The organism is Frankia sp. RB5 (assembly GCF_059816245.1).
On record NZ_JCBATA010000003.1, the window covers coordinates 44,001 to 65,193 of the forward strand.

General features: G+C 72.8%; 18 protein-coding genes and 1 pseudogene. 9 read left to right on the forward strand and 10 right to left on the reverse strand.

What is annotated here, in order from left to right:
- Nucleotides 1-27: 27 nt before the first annotated feature.
- Nucleotides 28-1,104 carry a redox-regulated ATPase YchF gene (ychF, locus tag AC6EXY_RS02235; protein ID WP_101830647.1) on the reverse strand — a complete coding sequence of 359 codons (1,077 nt, stop codon included), beginning with the start codon at nucleotides 1,102-1,104 and terminating at the stop codon, nucleotides 28-30.
- An 81-nt stretch (nucleotides 1,105-1,185) separates the two neighbouring features.
- Here ychF and AC6EXY_RS02240 point away from each other — a divergent pair, with 81 nt between their 5' ends.
- The 3 genes and pseudogenes from AC6EXY_RS02240 to AC6EXY_RS02250 all read left to right on the forward strand — a co-directional run.
- On the forward strand, nucleotides 1,186-2,628 hold the full coding sequence (locus tag AC6EXY_RS02240; protein ID WP_101830646.1) for a DNA recombination protein RmuC: 1,443 nt from the start codon (nucleotides 1,186-1,188) through the stop codon (nucleotides 2,626-2,628).
- A gap of 127 nt (nucleotides 2,629-2,755) precedes the next feature.
- Nucleotides 2,756-3,382 carry a DUF6542 domain-containing protein gene (locus AC6EXY_RS02245; protein WP_207770190.1) on the forward strand — a complete coding sequence of 209 codons (627 nt, stop codon included), beginning with the start codon at nucleotides 2,756-2,758 and terminating at the stop codon, nucleotides 3,380-3,382.
- A gap of 1,004 nt (nucleotides 3,383-4,386) precedes the next feature.
- Nucleotides 4,387-4,641, forward strand: a pseudogene (locus AC6EXY_RS02250) (polysaccharide deacetylase family protein); the annotation flags it as partial.
- A gap of 344 nt (nucleotides 4,642-4,985) precedes the next feature.
- On the opposite strand, the gene AC6EXY_RS02255 reads toward AC6EXY_RS02250, so the two are convergent.
- Both AC6EXY_RS02255 and glpX read right to left on the reverse strand, forming a co-directional pair.
- A complete protein-coding gene (locus AC6EXY_RS02255; RefSeq protein WP_499817052.1) occupies nucleotides 4,986-5,708 on the reverse strand; it encodes a sterol desaturase family protein in 723 nt (240 codons plus the stop codon).
- A 22-nt stretch (nucleotides 5,709-5,730) separates the two neighbouring features.
- Nucleotides 5,731-6,717, reverse strand: coding sequence for a class II fructose-bisphosphatase (gene glpX, locus AC6EXY_RS02260; RefSeq protein WP_101830663.1), 987 nt, complete (start codon nucleotides 6,715-6,717; stop codon nucleotides 5,731-5,733).
- A gap of 442 nt (nucleotides 6,718-7,159) precedes the next feature.
- Between glpX and AC6EXY_RS02265 the strand changes: the two genes are divergently transcribed.
- A complete protein-coding gene (locus AC6EXY_RS02265; RefSeq protein ID WP_101830644.1) occupies nucleotides 7,160-7,750 on the forward strand; it encodes a DUF4245 domain-containing protein in 591 nt (196 codons plus the stop codon).
- 459 nt (nucleotides 7,751-8,209) lie between these two features.
- Here AC6EXY_RS02265 and AC6EXY_RS02270 read toward each other — a convergent pair whose 3' ends face one another.
- Nucleotides 8,210-8,512: a hypothetical protein gene (locus AC6EXY_RS02270; RefSeq protein WP_101830643.1), complete on the reverse strand. Its 303-nt coding sequence runs from the start codon at nucleotides 8,510-8,512 to the stop codon at nucleotides 8,210-8,212.
- 355 nt (nucleotides 8,513-8,867) lie between these two features.
- Between AC6EXY_RS02270 and AC6EXY_RS02275 the strand changes: the two genes are divergently transcribed.
- Nucleotides 8,868-9,167 carry an exodeoxyribonuclease VII small subunit gene (locus tag AC6EXY_RS02275; protein WP_101830662.1) on the forward strand — a complete coding sequence of 100 codons (300 nt, stop codon included), beginning with the start codon at nucleotides 8,868-8,870 and terminating at the stop codon, nucleotides 9,165-9,167.
- Between the two features lie 23 nt (nucleotides 9,168-9,190).
- On the opposite strand, the gene xseA is transcribed toward AC6EXY_RS02275, so the two are convergent.
- Nucleotides 9,191-10,405, reverse strand: coding sequence for an exodeoxyribonuclease VII large subunit (xseA, locus tag AC6EXY_RS02280; RefSeq protein ID WP_101830661.1), 1,215 nt, complete (start codon nucleotides 10,403-10,405; stop codon nucleotides 9,191-9,193).
- Between the two features lie 145 nt (nucleotides 10,406-10,550).
- On the opposite strand from xseA, the gene AC6EXY_RS02285 reads away from it, so the two are divergent.
- From AC6EXY_RS02285 to sthA, 3 genes are all read left to right on the forward strand, one after another.
- Nucleotides 10,551-11,516: a 4-hydroxy-3-methylbut-2-enyl diphosphate reductase gene (locus AC6EXY_RS02285; protein WP_101830642.1), complete on the forward strand. Its 966-nt coding sequence runs from the start codon at nucleotides 10,551-10,553 to the stop codon at nucleotides 11,514-11,516.
- Between the two features lie 369 nt (nucleotides 11,517-11,885).
- Nucleotides 11,886-13,277 (forward strand): class II fumarate hydratase, encoded by a 1,392-nt coding sequence (locus tag AC6EXY_RS02290; RefSeq protein WP_101830641.1) that lies wholly within the window; start codon nucleotides 11,886-11,888, stop codon nucleotides 13,275-13,277.
- 573 nt (nucleotides 13,278-13,850) lie between these two features.
- Entirely contained in the window at nucleotides 13,851-15,260 is a 1,410-nt protein-coding gene (gene sthA, locus AC6EXY_RS02295; RefSeq protein ID WP_101830660.1) for a Si-specific NAD(P)(+) transhydrogenase, read from the forward strand.
- A 112-nt stretch (nucleotides 15,261-15,372) separates the two neighbouring features.
- Here sthA and AC6EXY_RS02300 read toward each other — a convergent pair whose 3' ends face one another.
- The 3 genes from AC6EXY_RS02300 to AC6EXY_RS02310 form a co-directional block, all read right to left on the reverse strand.
- Nucleotides 15,373-16,461: a serine hydrolase gene (locus AC6EXY_RS02300; protein WP_499817051.1), complete on the reverse strand. Its 1,089-nt coding sequence runs from the start codon at nucleotides 16,459-16,461 to the stop codon at nucleotides 15,373-15,375.
- A gap of 240 nt (nucleotides 16,462-16,701) precedes the next feature.
- Complete coding sequence (locus AC6EXY_RS02305) at nucleotides 16,702-17,409, reverse strand: nucleoside/nucleotide kinase family protein (protein ID WP_243407260.1); 708 nt, start codon at nucleotides 17,407-17,409, stop codon at nucleotides 16,702-16,704.
- 71 nt (nucleotides 17,410-17,480) lie between these two features.
- Nucleotides 17,481-18,038 carry an NUDIX hydrolase gene (locus AC6EXY_RS02310; protein ID WP_243407259.1) on the reverse strand — a complete coding sequence of 186 codons (558 nt, stop codon included), beginning with the start codon at nucleotides 18,036-18,038 and terminating at the stop codon, nucleotides 17,481-17,483.
- Nucleotides 18,039-18,757: 719 nt separating this feature from the next.
- Here AC6EXY_RS02310 and AC6EXY_RS02315 point away from each other — a divergent pair.
- Nucleotides 18,758-19,345 (forward strand): hypothetical protein, encoded by a 588-nt coding sequence (locus AC6EXY_RS02315; protein WP_101830639.1) that lies wholly within the window; start codon nucleotides 18,758-18,760, stop codon nucleotides 19,343-19,345.
- A 52-nt stretch (nucleotides 19,346-19,397) separates the two neighbouring features.
- Here AC6EXY_RS02315 and AC6EXY_RS02320 read toward each other — a convergent pair whose 3' ends face one another.
- Together AC6EXY_RS02320 and ppk2 are read right to left on the reverse strand one after the other, a co-directional pair.
- Entirely contained in the window at nucleotides 19,398-20,054 is a 657-nt protein-coding gene (locus tag AC6EXY_RS02320; RefSeq protein WP_101830638.1) for an adenylate kinase family protein, read from the reverse strand.
- Nucleotides 20,055-20,294: 240 nt separating this feature from the next.
- The gene (ppk2, locus tag AC6EXY_RS02325; protein WP_101830637.1) at nucleotides 20,295-21,188 is read right to left on the reverse strand and encodes a polyphosphate kinase 2; all 894 of its coding nucleotides are present in this window, start codon (nucleotides 21,186-21,188) and stop codon (nucleotides 20,295-20,297) included.
- Between the last annotated feature and the right edge of the window lie 5 nt (nucleotides 21,189-21,193).

The window sequence follows — 21,193 nt, forward strand, 5'->3', positions numbered from 1 at the left end:
GCCCCACGCTGTCGCGGGACCGATGGCTCAGACGTTGAAGCGGAACTCGACGACGTCGCCGTCGGCCATGACGTAGTCCTTGCCCTCCATGCGGACCCGGCCGGCGGCGCGGGCGGCGGTCATGGAGCCGGCGGACATCAGGTCGCCGTAGGAGACGATCTCGGCCTTGATGAAACCGCGCTGGAAGTCGGTGTGGATGGCGCCGGCGGCCTCGGGGGCGGTCGCGCCGGCCCTGATGGTCCAGGCGCGGGACTCCTTCGGGCCCGCGGTGAGGAACGTCTGCAGGCCGAGGGTATGGAAGCCGATGCGGGCGAGCTGGGCCAGGCCGCTCTCGCCCTGGCCGAGGGAGGCGAGCAGCTCGGCGGCGTCGGCGTCGGCGAGCTCGGCGAGTTCGGCCTCGACCTTGGCGCACAGGACGATCGCGTCGGCGGGCGCGACCGAGTCGACGAGCTCCTTGTGGCGGCCGGGGTCGGCGAGCACGTCCTCGTCGACGTTGAAGACGTACAGGAAGGGCTTCGCGGTGAGCAGGAACAGCTCGCGCAGCTCGGCGCGGTCGATCGAGGGCTCGGAGGAGATCGTGCGGCCGGCGTCGAGCACCTCGCGGGCCGCCTTCACCGCGGCGAGCAGGGGCTGCTTCGCCTTGTCGGCGCGGGCCTCCTTCTCCAGCTTCGGCAGGCGGGCGTCGAGGGTCTGCAGGTCGGCGAGGATGAGCTCGGTGTTGATCGTCTCGATGTCGGACGGCGGGTCGACCCTGCCCTCGACGTGGACGACGTCGGGATCGGAGAAGACGCGCACGACCTGGCAGACGGCGTCGGACTCGCGGATGTTGGCGAGGAACCGGTTACCCAGGCCCTGGCCCTCGGACGCGCCGCGCACGAGCCCGGCGATGTCGACGAAGCTGACCGTGGCCGGCACCACACGGGCGCTGTCGTACAGCTTCGCGAGCTCGTCGAGACGCGGGTCGGGGACGCCGACGACGCCGACGTTCGGCTCGATCGTCGCGAACGGGTAGTTCGCGGCGAGCACCTCATTGCGCGTCAGGGCGTTGAACAACGTGGACTTGCCGACGTTGGGCAGCCCGACGATACCGATCGACAAGCCCATGGCGGATCAGTCTACGGGCCGCCGGGCGCGGCCCGCCGCGGCCGCCGCGGAACTGTCGGTGGGGCGTGATTGCCTTGCGATGTGAACACGACCAGCGCGTTCCTGACCCTCGTCGGGCTGGCCCTCGGCGCCGTGGGCGGGTTCCTCGCCGCCCGCCGGCTGGCCGATCCGCGGCACGCGGCGCTGGCGGCCGCGCACGCCACCGTCCTGCGCGAGCGGGACGCCGCGCGGGCGGCCACCGAGGCCGCCACCGAGCGCGCCCAGCTGGCCGAGGCGGACGTGAAGGGCCTGCGCACCGCGCTGGACTACGAGCGGCGCGCCGCGGACGAGCGGGTCGCTCTGGTCGAACAGAGCCAGCAGCGGCTCACCGAGAGCTTCCAGGCGCTGTCCGCGCAGGCGCTGGAGGGGGCGAGCCGACAGCTGGTGGAGCTCGCGACCGCCCGGCTGGACGAGGCCGGTGCCCGCGCCCGCGGCGATCTCGACGCCCGCCGCGCCGCCGTGGAGTCGCTGGTCACCCCGCTGCGGGAGGCCCTCGGGCGGGTGGAGGGCCGGCTGCGCGAGCTGGAGACGGCCCGCACCGAGGCGTATGCGGGCCTCGTCGAGCAGGTCCGCTTCGCCCGGGAGGCGTCGGAGAACCTGCGGACGCAGACGGCGGCGCTGGTCACCGTGCTGCGGCGGCCGCAGGCGCGCGGCGCCTGGGGGGAGATGCAGCTGCGCCGGGTCGCCGAGGTCGCCGGCATGCTCAACCGCTGTGACTTCACCGAGCAGATGACGGTCGCCGGCGACGAGGGCCCGCTGCGGCCGGACATGGTGGTTCACCTCGCCGGCGGGCGCAACGTGGTGGTCGACGCGAAGGTGCCGCTCGCCGCCTTCCTCGACGCCGCCGAGAGCGCCGACGAGGAGTACCGCGCCGGACGGATGGCCGCCCACGCCCGTCACCTGCGGGCCCACGTCGACGGGCTGGCCGCCAAGTCCTACTGGCGGAGGCTGCCGTCGTCGCCGGAGTTCGTGGTGCTGTTCGTGCCGGCCGAGGCGTTCCTCGCCCCGGCGCTCGACCACGACCCCACGCTGCTGGAGCACGCCGCCGCCCGCAAGGTGATCATCGCGACGCCGACCACCCTGATCGCGATGCTGCGGACCATCGCGCACGCCTGGACGCAGGAGGCCCTGACCGCGCGCACGCAGGAGATCTTCGAGCTCGGCCGGGACCTCTACACCCGGCTCGGCACCCTCGGCGATCATCTCGACCGGCTCGGCCGTTCCCTCGGCCGCGCGGTCGGCGATTTCAACGCCACGGTCGGCTCGCTGGAGAGCAGGGTGCTCACCCCCGCACGCCGGCTGGCCGCCATGGAGGTCGTCGAGGCGCCTCTGCCGAGCCCCGGCCCGGTCGAGACGGGTGTGCGCCCGCTGTCGGCCGCGGAGCTGCTGGCCGGCATCCCGGCCGACCGGCCCGCGCCCCCGCCCGCCGCGCCGACTGGGGAGTCTCCGGCCGCCGAGCAAGACGATGTCGGGTATCGGACCTGACCAGCGACCGTCCCGGCAACGTTTGGAGGACATCGAGGGCAAACGGCCAGAAAGACGATGACGACCCCACGGAATGGAGCGATCCGGCCACCGAAAGTTCCGGTGCACAGGCGGAAGCGGCCGTCTGATGCATCGTCCTGACGCATTGGAAATCCGCGAGCGGTACCTTGCGTTCGTGAGTGTGCCGCCACATCGGCAGTCAGCCGGGCCGCAGGGAAGGTCCGCGCGCGCCGACAGGTTCGACGACCCGTATGTCCGCGGCTCACGCGGTCGCTCGTCGGCGCCGCCGCCCACGCTGTTCACAGGCAGCCGGCGAGGTCTTACCGCGCTCGGCACCGCCCTCGTCGTCCTGGTCATCGGCGGTCTCGGTGCCCTCATCGACTCGGTGGCGTTCGGCTCGCTGTCCTATGGCTTCGGGGTGCTGTTCATCGGCGGCTGCGTTCTGGTGGCGGTGCGGGTCCATACCGACGATCTGATCGGCGTCGTGATCATGCCGCCGCTCGTGTATGCGCTCATCACGATCGGCGTCGGCTACCTCGACCCGTCCACCGGCGACGGTAGTTCCGGGCTGAAGAACAAGGCGCTCGACATCGGATCCGAGATGATCCTGCACGCGCCGATCCTGCTGGCCGCCTTCCTGCTGGTGACCGCGATCGCACTGTTCCGCGGCCGGCGCGCCCAGATCGCCCGGCGGGAGCGGGCCCGCGCCCTCGCCCAGTCCGCCGGCGACCGCCGCCGACGCCCCGACCTGTAACTCTGCGATCTGTCCGTGCCGGCACCACGACGCGAGCACGGCACCACGACGCGAGCACGGCACCACGACGCGAGCACGGCACCACGACGCGAGCACGGCACCACGACGCGAGCACGGCACCACGACGCGAGCACGGCACCACGACGCGAGCACGGCACCCACGTGAGTCCCGTCACGACATCGGCTGCCGGTAAGGTCACGGATCGGTGACGCCGACACAAGGGGATGCCGTGAGAGGGATTTCCTCCTGGTGGAACCGCTGTCGCTGCGGCCACCACCGCGACGAGCACCGGCACTACCGCCGAGGCAACGACTGCGCCCGCTGCGACTGCCGGACATTCTCCCGCGTACGCCGCGACTCCGGCTCCGCCCCGGGCTCCGCGCCCTGATCCGACGGGCACCACCGGCCCATCATCCACGCCATTGGTGCACAACGCCCACACGGTCTTCGACCAACCCACACCGCGCGTTTTCCACCACGACTCGGCCGCGAAGAGTTCTGCTTTCTTAATTTGCCTAAGGATGACCTGCGGAGACAGTCGATCGGCGAGATAGGCACCACCGCCGCCTCCCCAGCCATTGCAGCCGCTCGTGCTACATTTCATGCCGCATCACGGCTCCATCCGGACGTACTTCCGCGCAATCATCCGATGCCGCGTCCGCCGTCGCGGCGATCGCAGGGAGGCCCGCTTGTCGTTCGCTCCGGACGCCCCGCCCGGCCCACGCCGCGCCGCCGTGCCCGGCCCGCGGTGATGCCCGGCCGGCCCTCGATCCGGCGCGGCCAGGTGATCCCGGTCCTGCGCTACCGCTCGCTCGACCCGCACACCTCCCGGGGCGCCCGGCGCCGGCCGATGCCGCTGGCCACGTTCGCGCGCCACTGTCGGCTGATCACGGCCTCCGGGCGGGTGCCGATGACGGTCTCCGGTCACGTCGCCACCGTCGGCACCGCGTCCGCCCCCGGGAATCCGGTCATCATCACGATTGACGACGGCGGCGCCGAAACAATGAGCGCCCTGCGCCAGCTGGCCGAGTCCGGGCTGACGGCCACCGTGTTCGTCACCAGTTCCCGAGTAGGTGATCCGGGCTATTTCCATCGGACGGACCTGCATAGGATCCGCGGTCTGGGAATCGAGATCGGCGGTTCCGGCCATACCGGTCGGCCGCTCAACGAGCTGGCCCGCCCGGACGTGATCGCGGAGCTCACCCTGTCGCGGCGACGGCTCGCGGTGGCCGTCGGCGACGAGCCGCGCACGTTCGCCTACCCGGGCGGCGGCTACGATCTGTCCGTCCGCCAGCTGGTGATCTCCGCCGGCTACAGCTCGGCGTGCGCGGTGCGCGACGTCCTGTCCCATCCCGACGACGACCGCTTCGCCCTGGCCAGGCTGACCGTGGAGGCGACGACGCCGGACAGCCGGCTCGTCGCCTGGCTGGACGGACTGGGCCAGCCGGGACCGCACCCGGTGCTGGCACGCGGGCGGGTCTTCCGGCCGCGCCGCACCTCACGCGAGGCCGGCCCGTTCCGCCCGCGCCTCGGCGGCGGCGACTCCGACAGTGCCGACATCGCCCCGGCGGCCGTGCCGGCCGCGGACGGCTCCGACCTCTCCTACGCGGCGGCGCCCCGCGCGGTCGGCGACAGCGGCACGGCGTCCCTCGGCGGGCTGGTCCGCAGCACCATGTCACCGAGCGGGCTGGTCACCCCCAGCCAGAACCGCTCGTTGCGGTAGTGGTGCAGCCGGTGCCCCCGCCACAGGCGCCGGTAGTACGCCGAGCGCGGCGCGACGCGGCTGTGGATGAGGAAGTGCGTCCAGTCGTAGGCGAGGACGCCGAGGCCCGCGCACAGCGCCCCGGTCGCCGCCCACGGCGGCGCGAGCAGCGCCGGGACGGCGAGGACGGCGGTGCCGCTGATCACCTCGCGCGGGCGCAGGAACATCGTGTCCAGGTCTTCCGGGTCGCGATGATGCTGCTCGTGGCCGTAGCCGGCGACCTGGTAGCCGAGGGCGCCGAGCCGGGTACCGGGCCGGGCGTGCAGCACCAGCCGGTGCACACCCCATTCGACGAACGGCTGCGCGACAGCGGCGGCCACGGCGACGCCGAGGTCCCGCCGGCGCCACGGCCCGCGGGCCATCCGCACAGCGCCGAGCAGGCCCACGCAGCCGACCAGCACCCGAGGCCGCGGATGACGCAGGAAGCGCCGGACGGCCGCCGGCAGCGTGCGGACCTCCGCCGCGCTGCCGTGCGGCCCCGGCCGGTCGAGGCGGGCGAACACCACCGACGGCCGCAGCGCGGTGACGGCGGGGCGCGGCGACGAGCCGATCAGCCGCGCCACGCGATCGCCTCCCGCCGTGACCTCAGAACGGGACGGTGGAGTACGCCTGCAGCTTGGTCAGCTGGTGCTGGCTGTCCACGCGCCGGATGGTGCCCGACCGCGACCGCATGACCAGCGAGGACGTGTTGGCTCCACCCGGCCGGTACCGTACCCCGGCCAGCAGCTCGCCATCCGTGATTCCGGTCGCGACGAAGAAGACGTTGTCGCTGGCCACCAGGTCGCGGGTGGACAGCACCCGGGCGGGATCGTGGCCGAGCTCGACGACCTTGCGGCGCTCGGCGTCGTCCTTGGGCCACAGCCGACCCTGGATCACTCCGCCGAGGCAGGTGACCGCGCAGGCGGCGATGATCCCCTCCGGCGTGCCGCCGACCCCGAGCAGCAGGTCGACGCCGGTGCCCGAGGTCGCGGCCATCACCGCGCCGGCCACGTCGCCGTCGGAGATCAGCTTCACCCGGGCGCCGGCGGCGCGGATCTGCTCGACCAGCTCGGTGTGCCGGGGACGATCGAGGACGACCACGGTGACGTCGCGCGGGTGCACCGCCTTCGCCTTCGCGACCGCCCGCACGTTGTCCTCGACCGACGCCGTGATGTCCACCACGGCGGCCGCTTCGGGGCCGGTGACCAGCTTCTCCATGTAGAAGCAGGCGCTGGCGTCGTACATCGAGCCGCGCTCGCTGACCGCCATCACCGACACGGCGTTGTTCATGCCCTTGGAGGTCAGGGTCGTCCCGTCGACCGGATCGACGGCCACGTCACACTCCGGGCCCTCGCCCGAGCCGACCTGCTCGCCGTTGAACAGCATGGGGGCCTCGTCCTTCTCCCCCTCGCCGATGACGACGACGCCGCGCATCGACACGGTGCCGACGAGCCTGCGCATGGCGTCGACGGCGGCGCCGTCGGCGCCGTTCTTGTCACCGCGGCCGACCCAGCGCGCGGCGGCGAGCGCGGCGGCCTCGGTCACACGGACGAGTTCGAGAGCGAGGTTGCGGTCCGGGGCCTGCTCCTGCACGGCCAGCGTGTCGGGCACGGCCGAGTCGGGCCTGGCGGCGGAGGCATGGGGAGCGGAAGGCACGGCCGTGAGCCTAGTTCGGCCGCTGCCCGGGCGCCCGTGATACGAGCGGGGGTGACGTCCGCTACCCGCCTCAACGGTACCGCCGACAACCGGAGCGCGCGGACCGGATCGCACCTCCCGTCTGTCGTACGGGCGACACGAGGCAGGCCGAAAATTTCCGTGCAACCTTCCGCCCCACACACGCGTCCAACGCTTTGATCGGGTGGCCGTCACGCGGAGGGGGCGTGACGGCCGCCCGCGCTCGTACGGGCGGTTCCCACGGGTGGCGCGCGCCCAGCGACCCACCGTGGGCGAGATCCCGGCCACAGCCAGGCCGGATGGGGCCCGTCCAGCCGCTCCCGCGCCGCCGCCGGCCGGCGCTTACCTGGAAGATGGGGACGTGGCACAACGACAGCGACGCGGCCAGGAGACGGTCCGCGACATGGTGCTCTCCCTCGGCGCGGTGATGGCCGGCGTCCTCGTCTTCGTCATCTTCGTGATACCGCGCGGCAGCGACGAGCAGGCCATCAAGGTCGTCCCGACCGCCGAGCCGATGACGGCGTTCGCCCGGCAGACCCCCTACACCCCGCTCGCACCCGCCGGCCTGCCCGCCGATCTGTGGAAGGCGACCTCGGTGCGGATGACCGTGCCCGAGGGCGGCGCCGGCGACACCGTCGCCGAGGTGACCATCGGCTACGTCATCGACCGGCCCGGCAGCCGGACGTACGCCCGGCTGCGGGAGAGCAACGCGCCGGACGCGGTGCAGAAGCTGCTCGGCGACCGACCCGCCCGCGGGACCGTGGACGTCGACGGCGTCACGTGGCAGGCGCGCCCCGACTCCGCCGGCCATGTGGCGATCAGCCGCGCCGACGACGGCCTCACCGTGGTCATCGACGACGGTGGCGGCGGCCACGGCGGCGGCGCCGACCAGCCGGACCTGGTCACGCTCGCGCGGTCACTGCGCCCGGTCGAGGCCACCGGCGGCGGCTGACGTCCGCGCCTCGTACCCCGCCCCCGAGGGTTCTGACGGGAGATCACACCTCGACGCGCCACCTGGTGGCTGGGCGACCCGCGCCGTCGCCGGCATCGGCATCGGCGTCTCGACGCGAGACCTAGGCCGCGTGTCGAGGTGTGATCTCTCGGGCCGTCCTCGTGTGGACGCCGCCGCCCGCCTGCGGCGCCCCGACACCACCCATTCATGATCAATCTTGGTGTGGGTGGCGGCCGGAACGGCGAGGAGGCGGGGGACTTCCCGTGGAGGGGGAGTGGCCGCAGGGGAAGGCGGCGTGATGCCAATTTCCTGGCGTGTCGTGTCCGGTTTGTCCCTAGGTTTCTGACAGCGAACGCGGTGACGGTGTCAGAACGCTGTCAAGGACCGCCGGCCGTGAACGGCCTCGGACCGCTGACGCGACTGCCCGACACAAAGATCGCAACCCGAGGCACGGCCTAGCTAGTGCTGGGCGACCCCGGCGGCCACGGAAGGCGGCCGGGTCGGGTGGGAGACGTGCGGGCTGCGTGAACCGTCCAGCGCGGTGGCCGCCGGAATGAGGACGGCCATTCCCACGATGAGGCCGACCGCGCGCCGCAGGAGCGGGCGGCTGGCCCGGGCGCGCGACCAGGCGCCGGCGGCCGGACCCGGCCCCGACCGGTGGGAACGGGGGCCGGGGAACGCCGCGTCGGCGGCGGAGACCGCCTGCCGACTGAAGTGATCTCCGACGGCGGGACGTCGGGGGGACGGACGTGCGCCGGGCATGTGCTGGTACCTCCGAGCCGCCCGCGCCAGGCGGGCGGTCAGCCGAGCGGGGCCCACGCAACCGCGGACCGCCGCCAATCGGAAACGTCCTGCAGTGACCTTGTACTATGGGTCTCCACCAGGCCAACCCACTTCGACCACGATTGTCGCCCGATTGATATCACGTTGCGCTGGGCGAGGGTGGCATTGCCCCCTCCGAAGCACGTGCGTGCGAGGTGTCGGATCGGCTGCGCAATAGGCTGACGCGTGCTGTTCGAATTGTGCTCGCACCGCCTGCGCCGCGCCCTGCGCCCCGATGGGGCCACGGTTTCGGGTTGGCCGGGATTTGAGCAATAGAAGGCACCCGGAGGTGGCGATGTCCGAAGGCCCGTCGTCCAACGCCTCGACGCCCGGCGGTCCGACGCCCGGCGGTCCGGCGCCCGGCGGTCCGGCGGCCGGGGACCCGGCGTTCGATGGCCCCAGGCCGTCCGCGCCGAGCTATGAGGCGGCGCGGGCCGAGCTGGAGGATGTCGTGCACCGGCTGGAGGCCGGCGGGGTGTCGTTGGAGGAGTCACTCGCGCTGTGGGAGCGCGGCGAGGAGCTGGCCCGGGTCTGCCAGTCCCTGCTGGAGGGCGCCCGCACCCGGCTGACCGCCGCCGACCAGCCCGCCACCTGACGCGCGCGCCGGCGCGCGGCGGTTCAGTCCGCGACGGCCTCGGCGCGCAGCTGGCCGCCGGCCAGGCGCAGGGCGAGCCGCTCCCCCGGCCCGACCTGCCCGGGCGCGCGCACGACCGCGCCGTCGGACTCCCGCTGCACGACGGCGTACCCGCGGTCGAGCGTGGCGGCCGGCGACAGTGCCCGCATCCGTGCCCGGGTGGACACCAGGTCGCGCTCGGTGACGTCGAGCGCGTGGTGGACGCAGCGGCGGGACCGGGCCAGCAGCGCGGCGACGTCCTGCTCGCGGCGGTCCAGGTCGCGCCCCGGCGCGGCGAGGGCGGGCCGCCGGCGCAGGTCGGCGAGGTGGCGCTCCTCCCGGTCGAGCCGGTGCTCGACCGTGCGGCGAGCGCGGGCACGCAGCTGGGCGACGGCGGCCGACTGCTCGCCGACGTCCGGCACGATCCGCTTGGCGGCGTCCGTCGGTGTGGACGCGCGCACGTCGGCGACGAAGTCGAGCAGCGGCGCGTCCTGCTCGTGTCCGATGGCCGACACCACCGGGGTCCGCGCGGCCACCACGGCGCGTAGCAGCGCCTCGTCGGAGAACGGCAGCAGGTCCTCCAGCGAGCCGCCGCCGCGGGCGATGACGATCACCTCGACCTCGGCGATCCGGTCGAGCTCGGCCAACGCGTCGATCACCTGGGACACCGCCAGCGGCCCCTGGACGGCCACCTCCCGCAGCACGATCCGCACCGCCGGCCAGCGCCGCCGGGCGTTCTCAACGACGTCCCGCTCGGCGGCGCTGGCCCGCCCGGTGATCAGCCCGACGGCCGCCGGCAGGAACGGCGGGCGGCGCTTGCGGCCCGCCGCGAACAGGCCCTCGGCGGCGAGCGTCGCCCGCAACTGCTCCAGCCGGGCCAGCAACGCCCCCGCGCCGAGCGGGCGAATCTCCACCACCGCAAGGGAAAGCGTGCCCCGCCCCGGGTGAAACGACGGCTTCCCCCAGACGACCACCCGGGCACCGTCGACCAGCGCGGGGCCGACCGCCTCGCAGACCGCCCGGGGGCAGGTGACCCGCAGGGAGATGTCCGCGACGGGGTCCCGCAGGGTGAGGAAGACAGTGCCCATTCCGGGGCGGCGGACGAGCTGGGTCACCTGCCCCTCGACCCATACCCGGCCGAGTCGGTGGATCCAGTCCCCGACCGCGCGCGAGACCGTGCGCACCGGCAGGGGCTGTTCGGGAGTCGAGGTCAGGGCCATGCGGGGCACGGTAGCGGGGACCTGTGACCGGACCCGCGAGGTCCCGTCGACCGCCACCCCCGGACCGGATCGGACGTTGTCGCCATCGGGTGATGCATCGCCCGCGCCTCTTCCAGCCCGCCCCGCGCAGCGTAGACTGCCCAGCATGGGCCGGGTCCTTCTTGCCAAGCCGCGCGGCTACTGCGCCGGTGTCGATCGAGCTGTCGTGACCGTGGAGAAGGCGCTGGAGCTCTACGGCTCACCTGTCTACGTACGCAAGCAGATTGTGCACAACCTTCACGTCGTGACGACGCTGGAGGCCAAGGGTGCCATCTTCGTCGACGAGACCGATGAGGTGCCCGAGGGTGCCACGGTCGTCTTCTCCGCGCACGGCGTCGCGCCGACCGTGCACGAGGAGGCCTCAGCGCGCCAGCTGCGCACCATCGATGCCACCTGTCCACTCGTCAGCAAAGTGCACTCCGAGGCGCGTCGGTTCGCCCGTGAGGACTACGACATCCTGCTCATCGGCCACGAGGGCCACGAGGAGGTCGTCGGCACCACCGGGCAGGCGCCCGACCGCATCCACCTGGTCGACGGTCCCGAGGACGCCGCCGGGGTCAACGTGCGCGACCCGGAGCGGGTCGCCTTCCTCTCCCAGACGACGCTGTCCGTCGACGAGACGATGACCACCGTGCACGCCCTGCGCGAGCGCTTCCCGCACCTGCAGGGCCCGCCGAACTCGGACATCTGCTACGCGACGCAGAACCGCCAGGTCGCCGTCAAGGAGATCGCCGAGAAGGTCGACCTGCTCATCGTCGTCGGCTCGCGCAACTCGTCGAACTCGGTCCGCCTCGTCGAGGTCGCCCTCGACGCCGGCGTCCCCGCCTCCTACCTCGTCGACGACTCCACCGAGGTCGACGCGGGCTGGCTCGACGGCGTCGAGACCGTCGGCGTCACCTCCGGCGCGTCGGTTCCCGAGGAGCTCGTCACCGGCGTCATGGCCTGGCTCGCCGAGCGCGGCTTCGCCGACGTCGAGGAGGTCACCTCCGCCGAGGAGCACCTCCTGTTCGCTCTCCCCCCGGAGCTCCGCCGCGACCTGCGCGCCCACGAGCGCGAGACCGCCGCCTCCTGACCGAGGCACCCGTACCTGGCCCGGCCTCCGGGCTCCATCCCGACGCCGCGACGCCTCCCGCGTCGCGGCGTCGCCGTTTTCTCCCGCGCCCACCGCGGTGACCGTCCGTGCCCGGCCAGCCGACGACGGTCGAAGGGCCGCCCCGGCGGGAAGGACTGTGAGAGCGCCCATGGCCCGGATCGGAACGGGCGCCGTCCGCCGAACATGTCCTAGGGTCGCCCCTGGGGCCGGCGTCCGCGCGGCCTTCCGCCGGAGGGTGGGCGCCGGCGTGCAGACCAGCTGGCCGCTGCCAGCCGGGGCGTCGGCCGCGGCCGCGTCGCCGGCTGCCGGCGGGAGTCGATGATGACGGAACTTCGGGAGAACGGGCGCATGAGCGAGCAGGAATACCGCATCGAGCACGACAGCATGGGCGACGTCCGGGTACCGGCGTCGGCCCGGTGGCGGGCCCAGACGCAGCGGGCGGTGGAGAACTTCCCCGTCTCCGGCCAGCGCATCTCCCGCGCGCACATCCAGGCGCTCGCGCGGATCAAGGCGGCCGCGGCGACCGTGAACGCCAAGCTCGGCGTGCTCGACGCCGACATCGCCGAGGCGATCTCCGATGCCGCCGCCGACGTCGCCCGGGGTGACTGGGACGAGCACTTCCCGCTCGACGTCTTCCAGACGGGCAGCGGCACGTCGTCGAACATGAACACCAACGAGGTGCTCGCGTCACTGGCCTCCGAGCGGCTCGGCCGGCCGGTGCACCCGAACGACCACGTCAACGCGTCGCAGTCGTCGAACGACGTGTTCCCGTCGTCGATCCACGTCGCCGCCACCCAGGGCATCGTCCAGGAGCTGATCCCGGCGCTGGAGCACCTGGCGGCGTCGCTGGGCCGCAAGGAGGCCGAGTTCGCTGACGTGGTGAAGTCGGGTCGCACGCACCTGATGGACGCCACCCCGGTGACCCTCGGGCAGGAGTTCGGCGGGTACGCGGCGGCGGTCCGGCTCGGCGTCGAGCGCCTGAACGTGGCGCTGCCCCGGGTCGGGGAGCTGCCCCTTGGTGGCACCGCGGTCGGCACCGGGATCAACACGCCGCCCGGCTTCTCCGCCGCCGTCATCGCGGAGCTGGCGGCGAGCACCGGCCTGCCGCTGACCGAGGCCCGCAACCACTTCGAGGCGCAGGCGTCGCGGGACGGGCTCGTCGAGGCGTCCGGCGTGCTGCGGGTCATCGCACTGTCGCTCTACAAGATCGCGAACGACCTGCGCTGGGCCTCGTCCGGGCCGCGGGCGGGGCTCGGCGAGATCCACCTGCCCGACCTGCAGCCGGGCTCGTCGATCATGCCCGGCAAGGTCAACCCGGTGATCCCGGAGGCGGTCTGCCAGGTCGTCGCGCAGGTCGTCGGGAACGACGCGGCCGTCGCGTTCGGCGGTTCGGCGGGCAACTTCGAGCTCAACGTCATGCTGCCGGTGATCGCCCGCAACCTGCTGGAGTCGATCCACATCCTGTCGACGATCAGCCGCCTGCTCGCCGACAAGTGTGTCGACGGGATCAGGGCCAACGTCGAGAGGTGCCGGCGGTACGCCGAGTCGTCGCCGTCCATCGTCACCCCGCTCAACAAGTACATCGGGTACGAGGAGGCGGCGAAGGTGGCGAAGCTGTCGCTCGCCGAGGAGAAGACGATCCGCGAGGTCGTGCTCGAGCGCGGCTACATCGAGGCCGGCAAGCTCACCGAGGCCCAGCTCGACGCCGCCCTCGACGTGCTCTCGATGACGCACCCGTAACCACCGTAACCAGCATGAGAGGCGGGCTCCGGGCCCACGGGGGCCCGGAGTCACGCGCGGCGATGCCTACGGGCCGGCCCCGGAGTGACGCCACTCCGGGGCCGGCGCCCGACCGTGGCCGCCGCCAGGGCCGTCATCGGCTCCCGCGCACCGCCCGTGACGCGTGGGCGGGCGTCCGTCCCGGCAGCGATGACCCGCTGGGCGCGGCCACGGCGGGGACCGTGGAAGACCCCCCAGACAGCCTCCACGATCCCCGCGCCCTGTCTAACGAGACAGCGACGCGTGCGTTACGGGTACCCGGGCACCATCTCGCCGAACGACCGGATGGCGGGGCTGGGCGGCCGGACCGGCGGCCGGCACGGAGGCGACCGCGTCGGGCGCAACGGCACATCCTGGTTATCACGGACGGAATCCGTGCCATCTACGCCGCGTGATATCGCATGGCTGAAACACTGGCGGGAAAGCCCGGAGGAGAAATAAACGTAACAAGACCGTGCAACCTGCCGACCCGACCCCTCACGGCAGATAGCCTCTGGTTCTACCGGGAGCCGGAAAGAATGCGGGGAGGTGACGGTGTTCGACTATGACGTCCTCGTCATCGGGTCCGGACCCGGCGGGCAGAAGGCTGCCATCGCGGCCGCGAAGCTCGGCCGGCGGGTCGCGATCGTGGACAAGCGGGAGATGATCGGCGGGGTCAGTATCAACACTGGCACGATCCCGTCGAAGACGCTGCGGGAGGCCGTCCTCTACCTGACGGGCATGTCGCAGCGCGAGTTGTACGGGTCGAGCTATCGGGTGAAGGACGACATCACCGTCGGTGATCTGTCCGCCCGAACCCGGCATGTGATCAGCCGCGAGATCGACGTGATCCGCAGCCAGCTCAGCCGCAACCACGTCACGCTGCTGACGGGGCTGGCGAGCTTCATCGACCCGCACACGGTGAGCGTGCGGGCGGCGGGCGAGATCGAGGACCGGCGGGTCCACGCCGAGCGGATCATCATCGCGACGGGCACCCGGCCCGCCCGGCCGGACACGGTCGACTTCGACGGCCGCACGGTCGTCGACAGCGACCAGATCCTCGCCCTCGAGAAGCTGCCGCGGTCGATGGTCGTGGTCGGTGCCGGGGTCATCGGTATCGAGTACGCCTCGATGTTCGCGGCGCTGGGCACCAAGGTCACCGTCGTCGAGCGCCGAGACCGGATGCTCGACTTCTGTGACGTGGAGATCGTCGAGGCGCTGAAGTACCAGCTGCGGGACCTGGCGGTGACGTTCCGGTTCCGCGAGTCGGTGGTCTCCGTCGAGCGGCACAACGGCGGGACGCTGACGCTGCTGGAGAGCGGCAAGAAGCTCCCGGCGGACACGGTGATGTACTCCGCCGGCCGCCAGGGCCTCACCGACATCCTCAACCTGCCCGCCGCGGGCCTGTCCGCGGACAACCGCGGGCGGATCAAGGTCGGCTCGGACTTCCGCACCGAGGTCGAGCACATCTACGCCGTCGGCGACGTGATCGGGTTCCCCGCGCTCGCCGCGACGTCGATGGAGCAGGGCCGCCTCGCCGCGTACTCCGCGTGCGGGGAGGAGGTCAACGCGCTGCGCGCCGAGCTCATGCCGATCGGGATCTACACCATCCCGGAGATCTCCTACGTCGGGCGCACCGAGGACGAGCTGACCGAGCAGGCCATCCCGTTCGAGGTGGGCATCGCCCGCTACCGTGAGCTCGCCCGCGGGGCGATCCTCGGGGACTCGTACGGGATGCTCAAGCTGCTGGTCAGCCCGGAGAACCGGCGGCTGCTCGGCGTGCACGTCTTCGGCACCGGCGCCACCGAGCTGATCCACATCGGGCAGACCGTCATGGGTTGCGAAGGCACGATCGACTACCTCGTCGACAGCGTGTTCAACTACCCGACGCTCGCCGAGTCCTACAAGGTCGCCGCGCTCGACGCGACGAACAAGATGCGGGCCGTCGCCCGCTTCAGCGCCTAGGACCCACCCGGCGCCCCCGCGCCCGGTGGCGCACCGTCCCGCCAGCGCCCGTCATGGGCCGGGCCCAGGCTCCCGGTCCCCCGCCCGTGACGGCGCCGACGGCGAGGGCACGCTACCGGGCCGCCACGGACACCCCCACGGCGCGCCAGGCCAGCGCGGACAGGCCGGCGACGGTGCTCACGCCGGAGGACATGCTCGGCCCGTTCTTCGTGTAGACCGCCATCACATAGTCGCGGCCGGCGCCGTGGACGTGCGCCAGGCTGGTGATCACCCAACCGCTCGACCGCGGCAGCCAGCCGTTCTTCAGGTCCACCGTGACGCCGGCCGGCACGCCGCCGGTCAGCCCCCAGCGCTGCGAGGGCACGACCGTGCGCAGCAGCCCGCTGACGACCCCGCGCTGCGCCGCCGTCAGCACGCCCGGATAGGCGATGGCCCGCAGCACGGCCAGCTGGTCCGCCGCGGTCGTGCGGGTCAGGCCCCACCTGCCGCCCGGACCCGCCGTCGTCGCCCGCATCCCGAGCCGGGCGAAGAACGCCTTCATCCCCGCCGCGCCGCCGGCGTCGGCCCACAGGGCGCTCGCGGCACCGTTGTCGCTCACCGAGATCATGGTGCGGGCCAGCGCCTTCTGCCGCGCCGTGAGCTGGCCGGACGCACCGGCCCGCAGCACGAGCGCGGTGAGGATGTCGAGCTTGACGGAGCTGGCCGTCTCGTACCCCGACACGGCCGGATCGGTGACGGCGACGGTGGTCCCGGCCACCGCGTCGTACAGGGCGACGCTGACGTGCCCCGGCCGCCCGCGCAGGTAGGCCCGGAACGACGCGGCGAGCCCGCCGCCCGTCGCCGCGGAGCCGGCCGCCGGCGACGTCCGCGCCGCCGACGAGGACGTCGCGGTCGAGGTGGAGGTGGAGGTGGAGGTGGAGGTGGAGGTGGAGGTGGAGGTCGAGGTGGAGGTGGAGGTGGAGGTGGAGGTCGCGGCCACCGGCTGGACCGTGAGCGCGCCGCCGGCCGGTCGAGCCCTGCGCACCACGCCGTCGCCCAGCGCGGAGGAGACGCCCCCCGGCCAGTCGGCGGCGATCCTCGCCGGCACGGTGCTTCTCGACCCGGCGGCAGCCGGACTGCCGCCGCCCGCCGGTGCGGCGCCGCCGCCCGACCCCAGCAGTGCTCCACCCCCGACGGCCGCCGCCGTCAGCCCGGCGACCACGACACCCCTTCGGCGTACCCATCTCCCCTGCACGCCGCCTGTCTAACTAATACGGACCATTACCAGAAGAGGCCGAAGCAAACGACTTCCACCTTTTACGCCGACGAAAAGCCGGCGCCGCCGAGCCACAAGGATGTTTCCTCGACGATGTTCCACAACGACGCTATAAGACCATATTGACGGCAGTCGTCACCGTGACAACCCGGCGCCGAAAACAACACATCGATATCCGCTGGGACGTCACCCCAGTTCGCCGGGAGCCAGCTCCACGACGTGGTCGGCGCGGCGCGCCGTCGCGGCGACGAGGCGGCCGTTGGGAAGGTCGTTGCCCTCGACCAGTTCCCGGGCCTGCCGCGCGTCGAGCCCACCGGCCCGGTGCCGGGCGAGGAGCCGGGGCCGGGTGAGCTCGACGTCCGCGCGCAGGTACCACGTCTCGTCGAGCGAGGGCCGCACCAGCGCCCAGTCGCCGCTGGTGAGCAGCAGGTAGTTGCCCTCGCAGACGACCAGGCGGACGTCTGGCGTGATCAGGTGGGTGCCGGGCACCGGCTCGTCCAGGTCACGGTCGAACGACGGCGCCCGCACCTGCGGGAGCCCGTCGGCGCGCAGGCTGGCCAGCAGCGCCGCGTAGCCGGCGGCGTCGAACGTGTCCGGCGCGCCCTTGCGCCCGGCGAGGCCGCGGCGGCGCAGCTCGGCGCCGGGCAGGTGGAAGCCGTCCATCGGCGCCTGCCCGACGAGCGGCGCCTGCCCGGCGGGCGAGACCCGGCCGGCGGGCGAGACCCGGCCGGCGACAGCGGCCGGTCCGGCGAGCGGAGCCGGGCGGGCGTGCCGTGCCTCGAGTTCGGCGACGAGCCGCTCGGCGAGGGTGCTCTTGCCCGCGCCGGGCGGGCCGACGATCCCGAGCAGGCGTCGGCCCGCGCTCCGTGCGAGCAGCGCGTCGGCCCGGTCCACCGCCGCGGCGAGCCCGACGATCGTCGCGGGCCGCCGGTGGCGGCCGCCGTCATCGCCGGGCGCCGGCGAGGTCAGGGAACGAGCCGGGCCGCCCGGGAGGCGCGGCTGAGCTTGGTGCCGAGCCGGCCGTCGACCTGCCCGGGATCGATCCAGCGGATGCGGTTCGCGGCGGCGTCGGGCACGGCGAGGCTGCGATCCTCGATGTGGAACAGGTACGTCATGTCGTAGTGGACGTGGGCCGGCTCGCCGAGCAGCGGCGCGGCCTCGATGACGGTCGCGTCGACGTCGAACGGGATGATCCCGCCGGGGATGACCATGTTCGTCTCGACCCCGGCGCGGCGGGCGGCGAGGCCCAGGGCGGCGCCGAGCAGGGACGAGTCGTCGGCGTCGACGTGGCCGCCCGGCAGGTGCCAGCGGGACGTCGTGCCGTCCATGACCTCCAGGACCCGCCAGTCCGGGGACACGATCGCGGCACGGCAGGTGACGTGGGCCGGAGTCGTGCTGCGCGCCGTGATCGACGGCCCGTGGAGCGCGAGCACGACGAGTGACCGCAGCAGCTCCATCTCATCCGGGTTCGCCTCGATGTAGCCGAGGGCCACACCGATCACCCCGTTGTTGGTGACTGCCACGCTCAGGGAAGGTACAGCGGTCGAGGGTTCACCACGGAACACCTGGACGGGACACGCCGAAGTTCGTACTGCACACATACCCTCACTTAGAGTGTCGAGAGATCGTGCTGTATCGGTACAAATCGGAAAGCTACCTCGCCCCCGCAGGCCTCGCCACGGAGAGCGACACCCGGCGGCGGAGACGTGCGGCGTGCGCCCGTCGCGCCGCCCGTCGTCGACTCCGGCATGTCGATCAACCCCTCCAGGATCGGATGAAGCGGACAAACACGGCAAGACCTACCCTGCCGCATTCCCCGCCCCTACCATCACGAAACCTTCCTCGTGCCGCAAACACGAAATTTTGCATCATCTTAAGGTTGCCGCCCGGTAGCCCCCCCAGGTCAGTGCTCACACCCGCTGGTCGCGGCCCGGAGCCGGCCCCCGGCACGCCTCCCTCCTGGCGCCACCGATGGGCGGTCCTTGTGCTTCCGTAGGTGCCGACCCGCCCAAAGGTGCCACCCAGACGGGGGCAACCCGTCGCCCTCCGGGTGGAGCCGGCGACGCGGCGACGCGCCCGCGCCGGCTGACGCCCTGCCGACACCGTGCGTCGCGTTCCCGAGCGCCCGGGCTAGGGTCGGCGAGGAAACCGGGGCCAACGCGGACGACCGGCGCCCGCAGGACGGACCGGCGCACAGCGGCCCCGGACCGGACGGCCGTACGGGATCTCCAGGAGGACCACCATGCGGGACAGCCAGGCTCTCGAGGCGGCGCACCGGTCGCCTCGCCCGACCCGTCACCGGGCCGCGGTGATCGCCGCCGGGCTGGCGCTCGCCGGACTCGCCGGGCTGACCGCCGGCTGCGGCTCCGACGGCACCGACCTGCCCACGACGGGCGCCACGAGCCTGCCGTCCGGCCTGCCCACGGCACTGCCGACAGGCCTGCCCACGGCACTGCCGACAGGCCTGCCCACGGGCCTGCCCTCCTCGATCCCCGGCGTGGGCCGCATCGGCGCGGCAACCGGCGCGGACGCGCTGAAGGGGACGAACGTACCCGCGGACTTCCCCATCCCGCCGGGCGCCAAGGTGAAGGTCGGCACGACCACCGGCCGGACCTCCACGGTGACCCTCACCGGGGTCGACGGCGACAAGGCGGCGGCCTTCTACCGCACCGCGCTCCCGCAGGCCGGCTACCGCATCACCCAGGACGTCGGCGTCGGCGGAGTCGCCCGCGCGATGTCGTTCACCGGGCACGGCATCACCGGCAGCATCGGTTCGGCCGGGATCGGGCAGGCGGACGCGAGCGCCCTCGTCTTCACCAGGCAGCAGTAGGCGCCGCGGCGGCGCCAGGGCCCGCCGGCGCAGGCTGGCCCTGGCCGACGGCTCAGACCGCCGCGGACGCCAGGTCGGGCAGGTCGAAGTACCCGCGGATCTCGGTCTGGACCGCCCGCGGCGGGCGGCGGGCGTCCACGACCGCGACGAACTCCTTGCGCTGGAAGATCTCCATCACCGGCTGGGTCTTCTCGTGATAGTCGCGCAGCCGCACGGCCAGCGCGCGCGGGTTGTCGTCCGGCCGGATCAGCAGCGGTGCTCCGCAGACGTCGCAGGTATCCGGAATGATCGGCCGACTGGCTATCAGGTTGTAGTCGAGGCCGCAGCGTGAGCACAGCCGCCGGGCGAGCACGCGGCGGTAGACCTCCTCGTCCGGCAGGTCGAGATAGATGACCCCGTCGATGTCGTAGCTCTCCAGAAAGAACTCCGCCTGGCGCGCGTTGCGCGGGAACCCGTCGATGATGAAACCGTAGTTCCAGTCGTGCTCGTTCAGCCGGTCACGCACCACGGATTCCACCAGATGGTCGCCCACCAGTCGGCCTGCCGCCACAGTACGCTTCACCTGGGCGCCGATCTTTGTATGGTTCTTCACGTTCCACCGGAAGACGTCGCCGACGCTTATGTGGACGAGGTCGAAGTCCCGCGCCAGCATCGTCGCCTGGGTTCCCTTGCCGCTGCCCTGCACTCCCATGATGACGAACTTCCGCACGAAGTACCTCTCCCGCTCCGACCGTCCGCCCCGCCATTCCCTGCCGGTTACCGTATCCGCTCGGCGAATGGCCGGTCGCTGCCCCGGCGCGACCGCGAAGGAGTGCCGGCGGCGGCCCGGGCCGGGCGAGAGGCACCCCTACCCGGGTCTGCGTGCCGTCCCCGCCGGGCCGTCCGCCGCGGTCTCGAGACGCGCCTCACCCGCGGCGGATGGCCCGTAGGGGGCGATCCAGGCCCCCGGTCAGGCGTCCGGCAGGTACCGGGCCGGCACCCAGGTCTGGCTGTCTATCGGGGGCCGGCTGTACGCCGCGCGCTGGCGGTCCGGCAGCACGATGCGCTCATGCGGAACGTCCTCATAGGGGACGACGGACAGCAGGTGACTGATGAGGTTGAGCCGGGCGGTACGTTTGTCGTCGGCATCGACGACGTGCCACGGTGCCTCTCGGACGTCGGTGTACGCGAACATCTCGTCCTTCGCCCGGGCGAAATCCACCCAGCGGGCCCGGGCCTCGAGGTCCATCGCGGACAGCTTCCATCGCTTCCCGGGGTCGTCGATGCGCTCCTGAAAACGCCGCTCCTGTTCCTCGTCGCTCAGCGAGAGCCAGTACTTCACCAGGACGATCCCGGACCGGACCAGTGCGCGCTCGAGCTGCGGGCAGGTGCGCACGAAATCCTCGTACTCGGCCTCCGTGCAGAATCCCATGACCCGTTCGACCCCGGCCCGGTTGTACCAGCTGCGGTCGAACAGCACGATTTCGCCGGCGGCCGGCAGATGCGGGACGTAGCGCTGGAAGTACCATTGCGTGCGCTCGCGCTCGGTCGGCGTCCCGAGCGCGACGACCCGGCACTGCCGGGCGTTGAGCCGCTCGATGATCCGCTTGATGGTGCCGCCCTTACCGGCGGTGTCGCGCCCCTCGAACACCACGACCAGCCGGTACCCGGTGTGGACGATCCATTCCTGCATCCGGACGAGCTCGGTCTGCAGCCGGGCCAGTTCCTTCTCATACTCCTTGCGGGACAGTCGCCGCGGCGTGATCCCGGCCGCGAGCGCGGCCGTGACCGAGGGATCCGCCGCCCCCGACCCGCCCTCGCCGGCCTGACCGCCCCGGCCGTCCCGAGCACCGTCACCGGCCATGTGCC

Bases quoted from the DNA above. Each gene is read 5' to 3' on its own strand.
- ychF (WP_101830647.1), bottom strand. From the start codon at position 1,104: ATGGGCTTGTCGATCGGTATCGTCGGGCTGCCCAACGTCGGCAAGTCC.
- AC6EXY_RS02245 (WP_207770190.1), top strand. From the start codon at position 2,756: ATGCATCGTCCTGACGCATTGGAAATCCGCGAGCGGTACCTTGCGTTC.
- AC6EXY_RS02270 (WP_101830643.1), bottom strand. From the start codon at position 8,512: ATGCCCGGCGCACGTCCGTCCCCCCGACGTCCCGCCGTCGGAGATCAC.
- AC6EXY_RS02275 (WP_101830662.1), top strand. From the start codon at position 8,868: ATGTCCGAAGGCCCGTCGTCCAACGCCTCGACGCCCGGCGGTCCGACG.
- xseA (WP_101830661.1), bottom strand. From the start codon at position 10,405: ATGGCCCTGACCTCGACTCCCGAACAGCCCCTGCCGGTGCGCACGGTC.
- AC6EXY_RS02285 (WP_101830642.1), top strand. From the start codon at position 10,551: ATGGGCCGGGTCCTTCTTGCCAAGCCGCGCGGCTACTGCGCCGGTGTC.
- AC6EXY_RS02290 (WP_101830641.1), top strand. From the start codon at position 11,886: ATGAGCGAGCAGGAATACCGCATCGAGCACGACAGCATGGGCGACGTC.
- AC6EXY_RS02315 (WP_101830639.1), top strand. From the start codon at position 18,758: ATGCGGGACAGCCAGGCTCTCGAGGCGGCGCACCGGTCGCCTCGCCCG.
- ppk2 (WP_101830637.1), bottom strand. From the start codon at position 21,188: ATGGCCGGTGACGGTGCTCGGGACGGCCGGGGCGGTCAGGCCGGCGAG.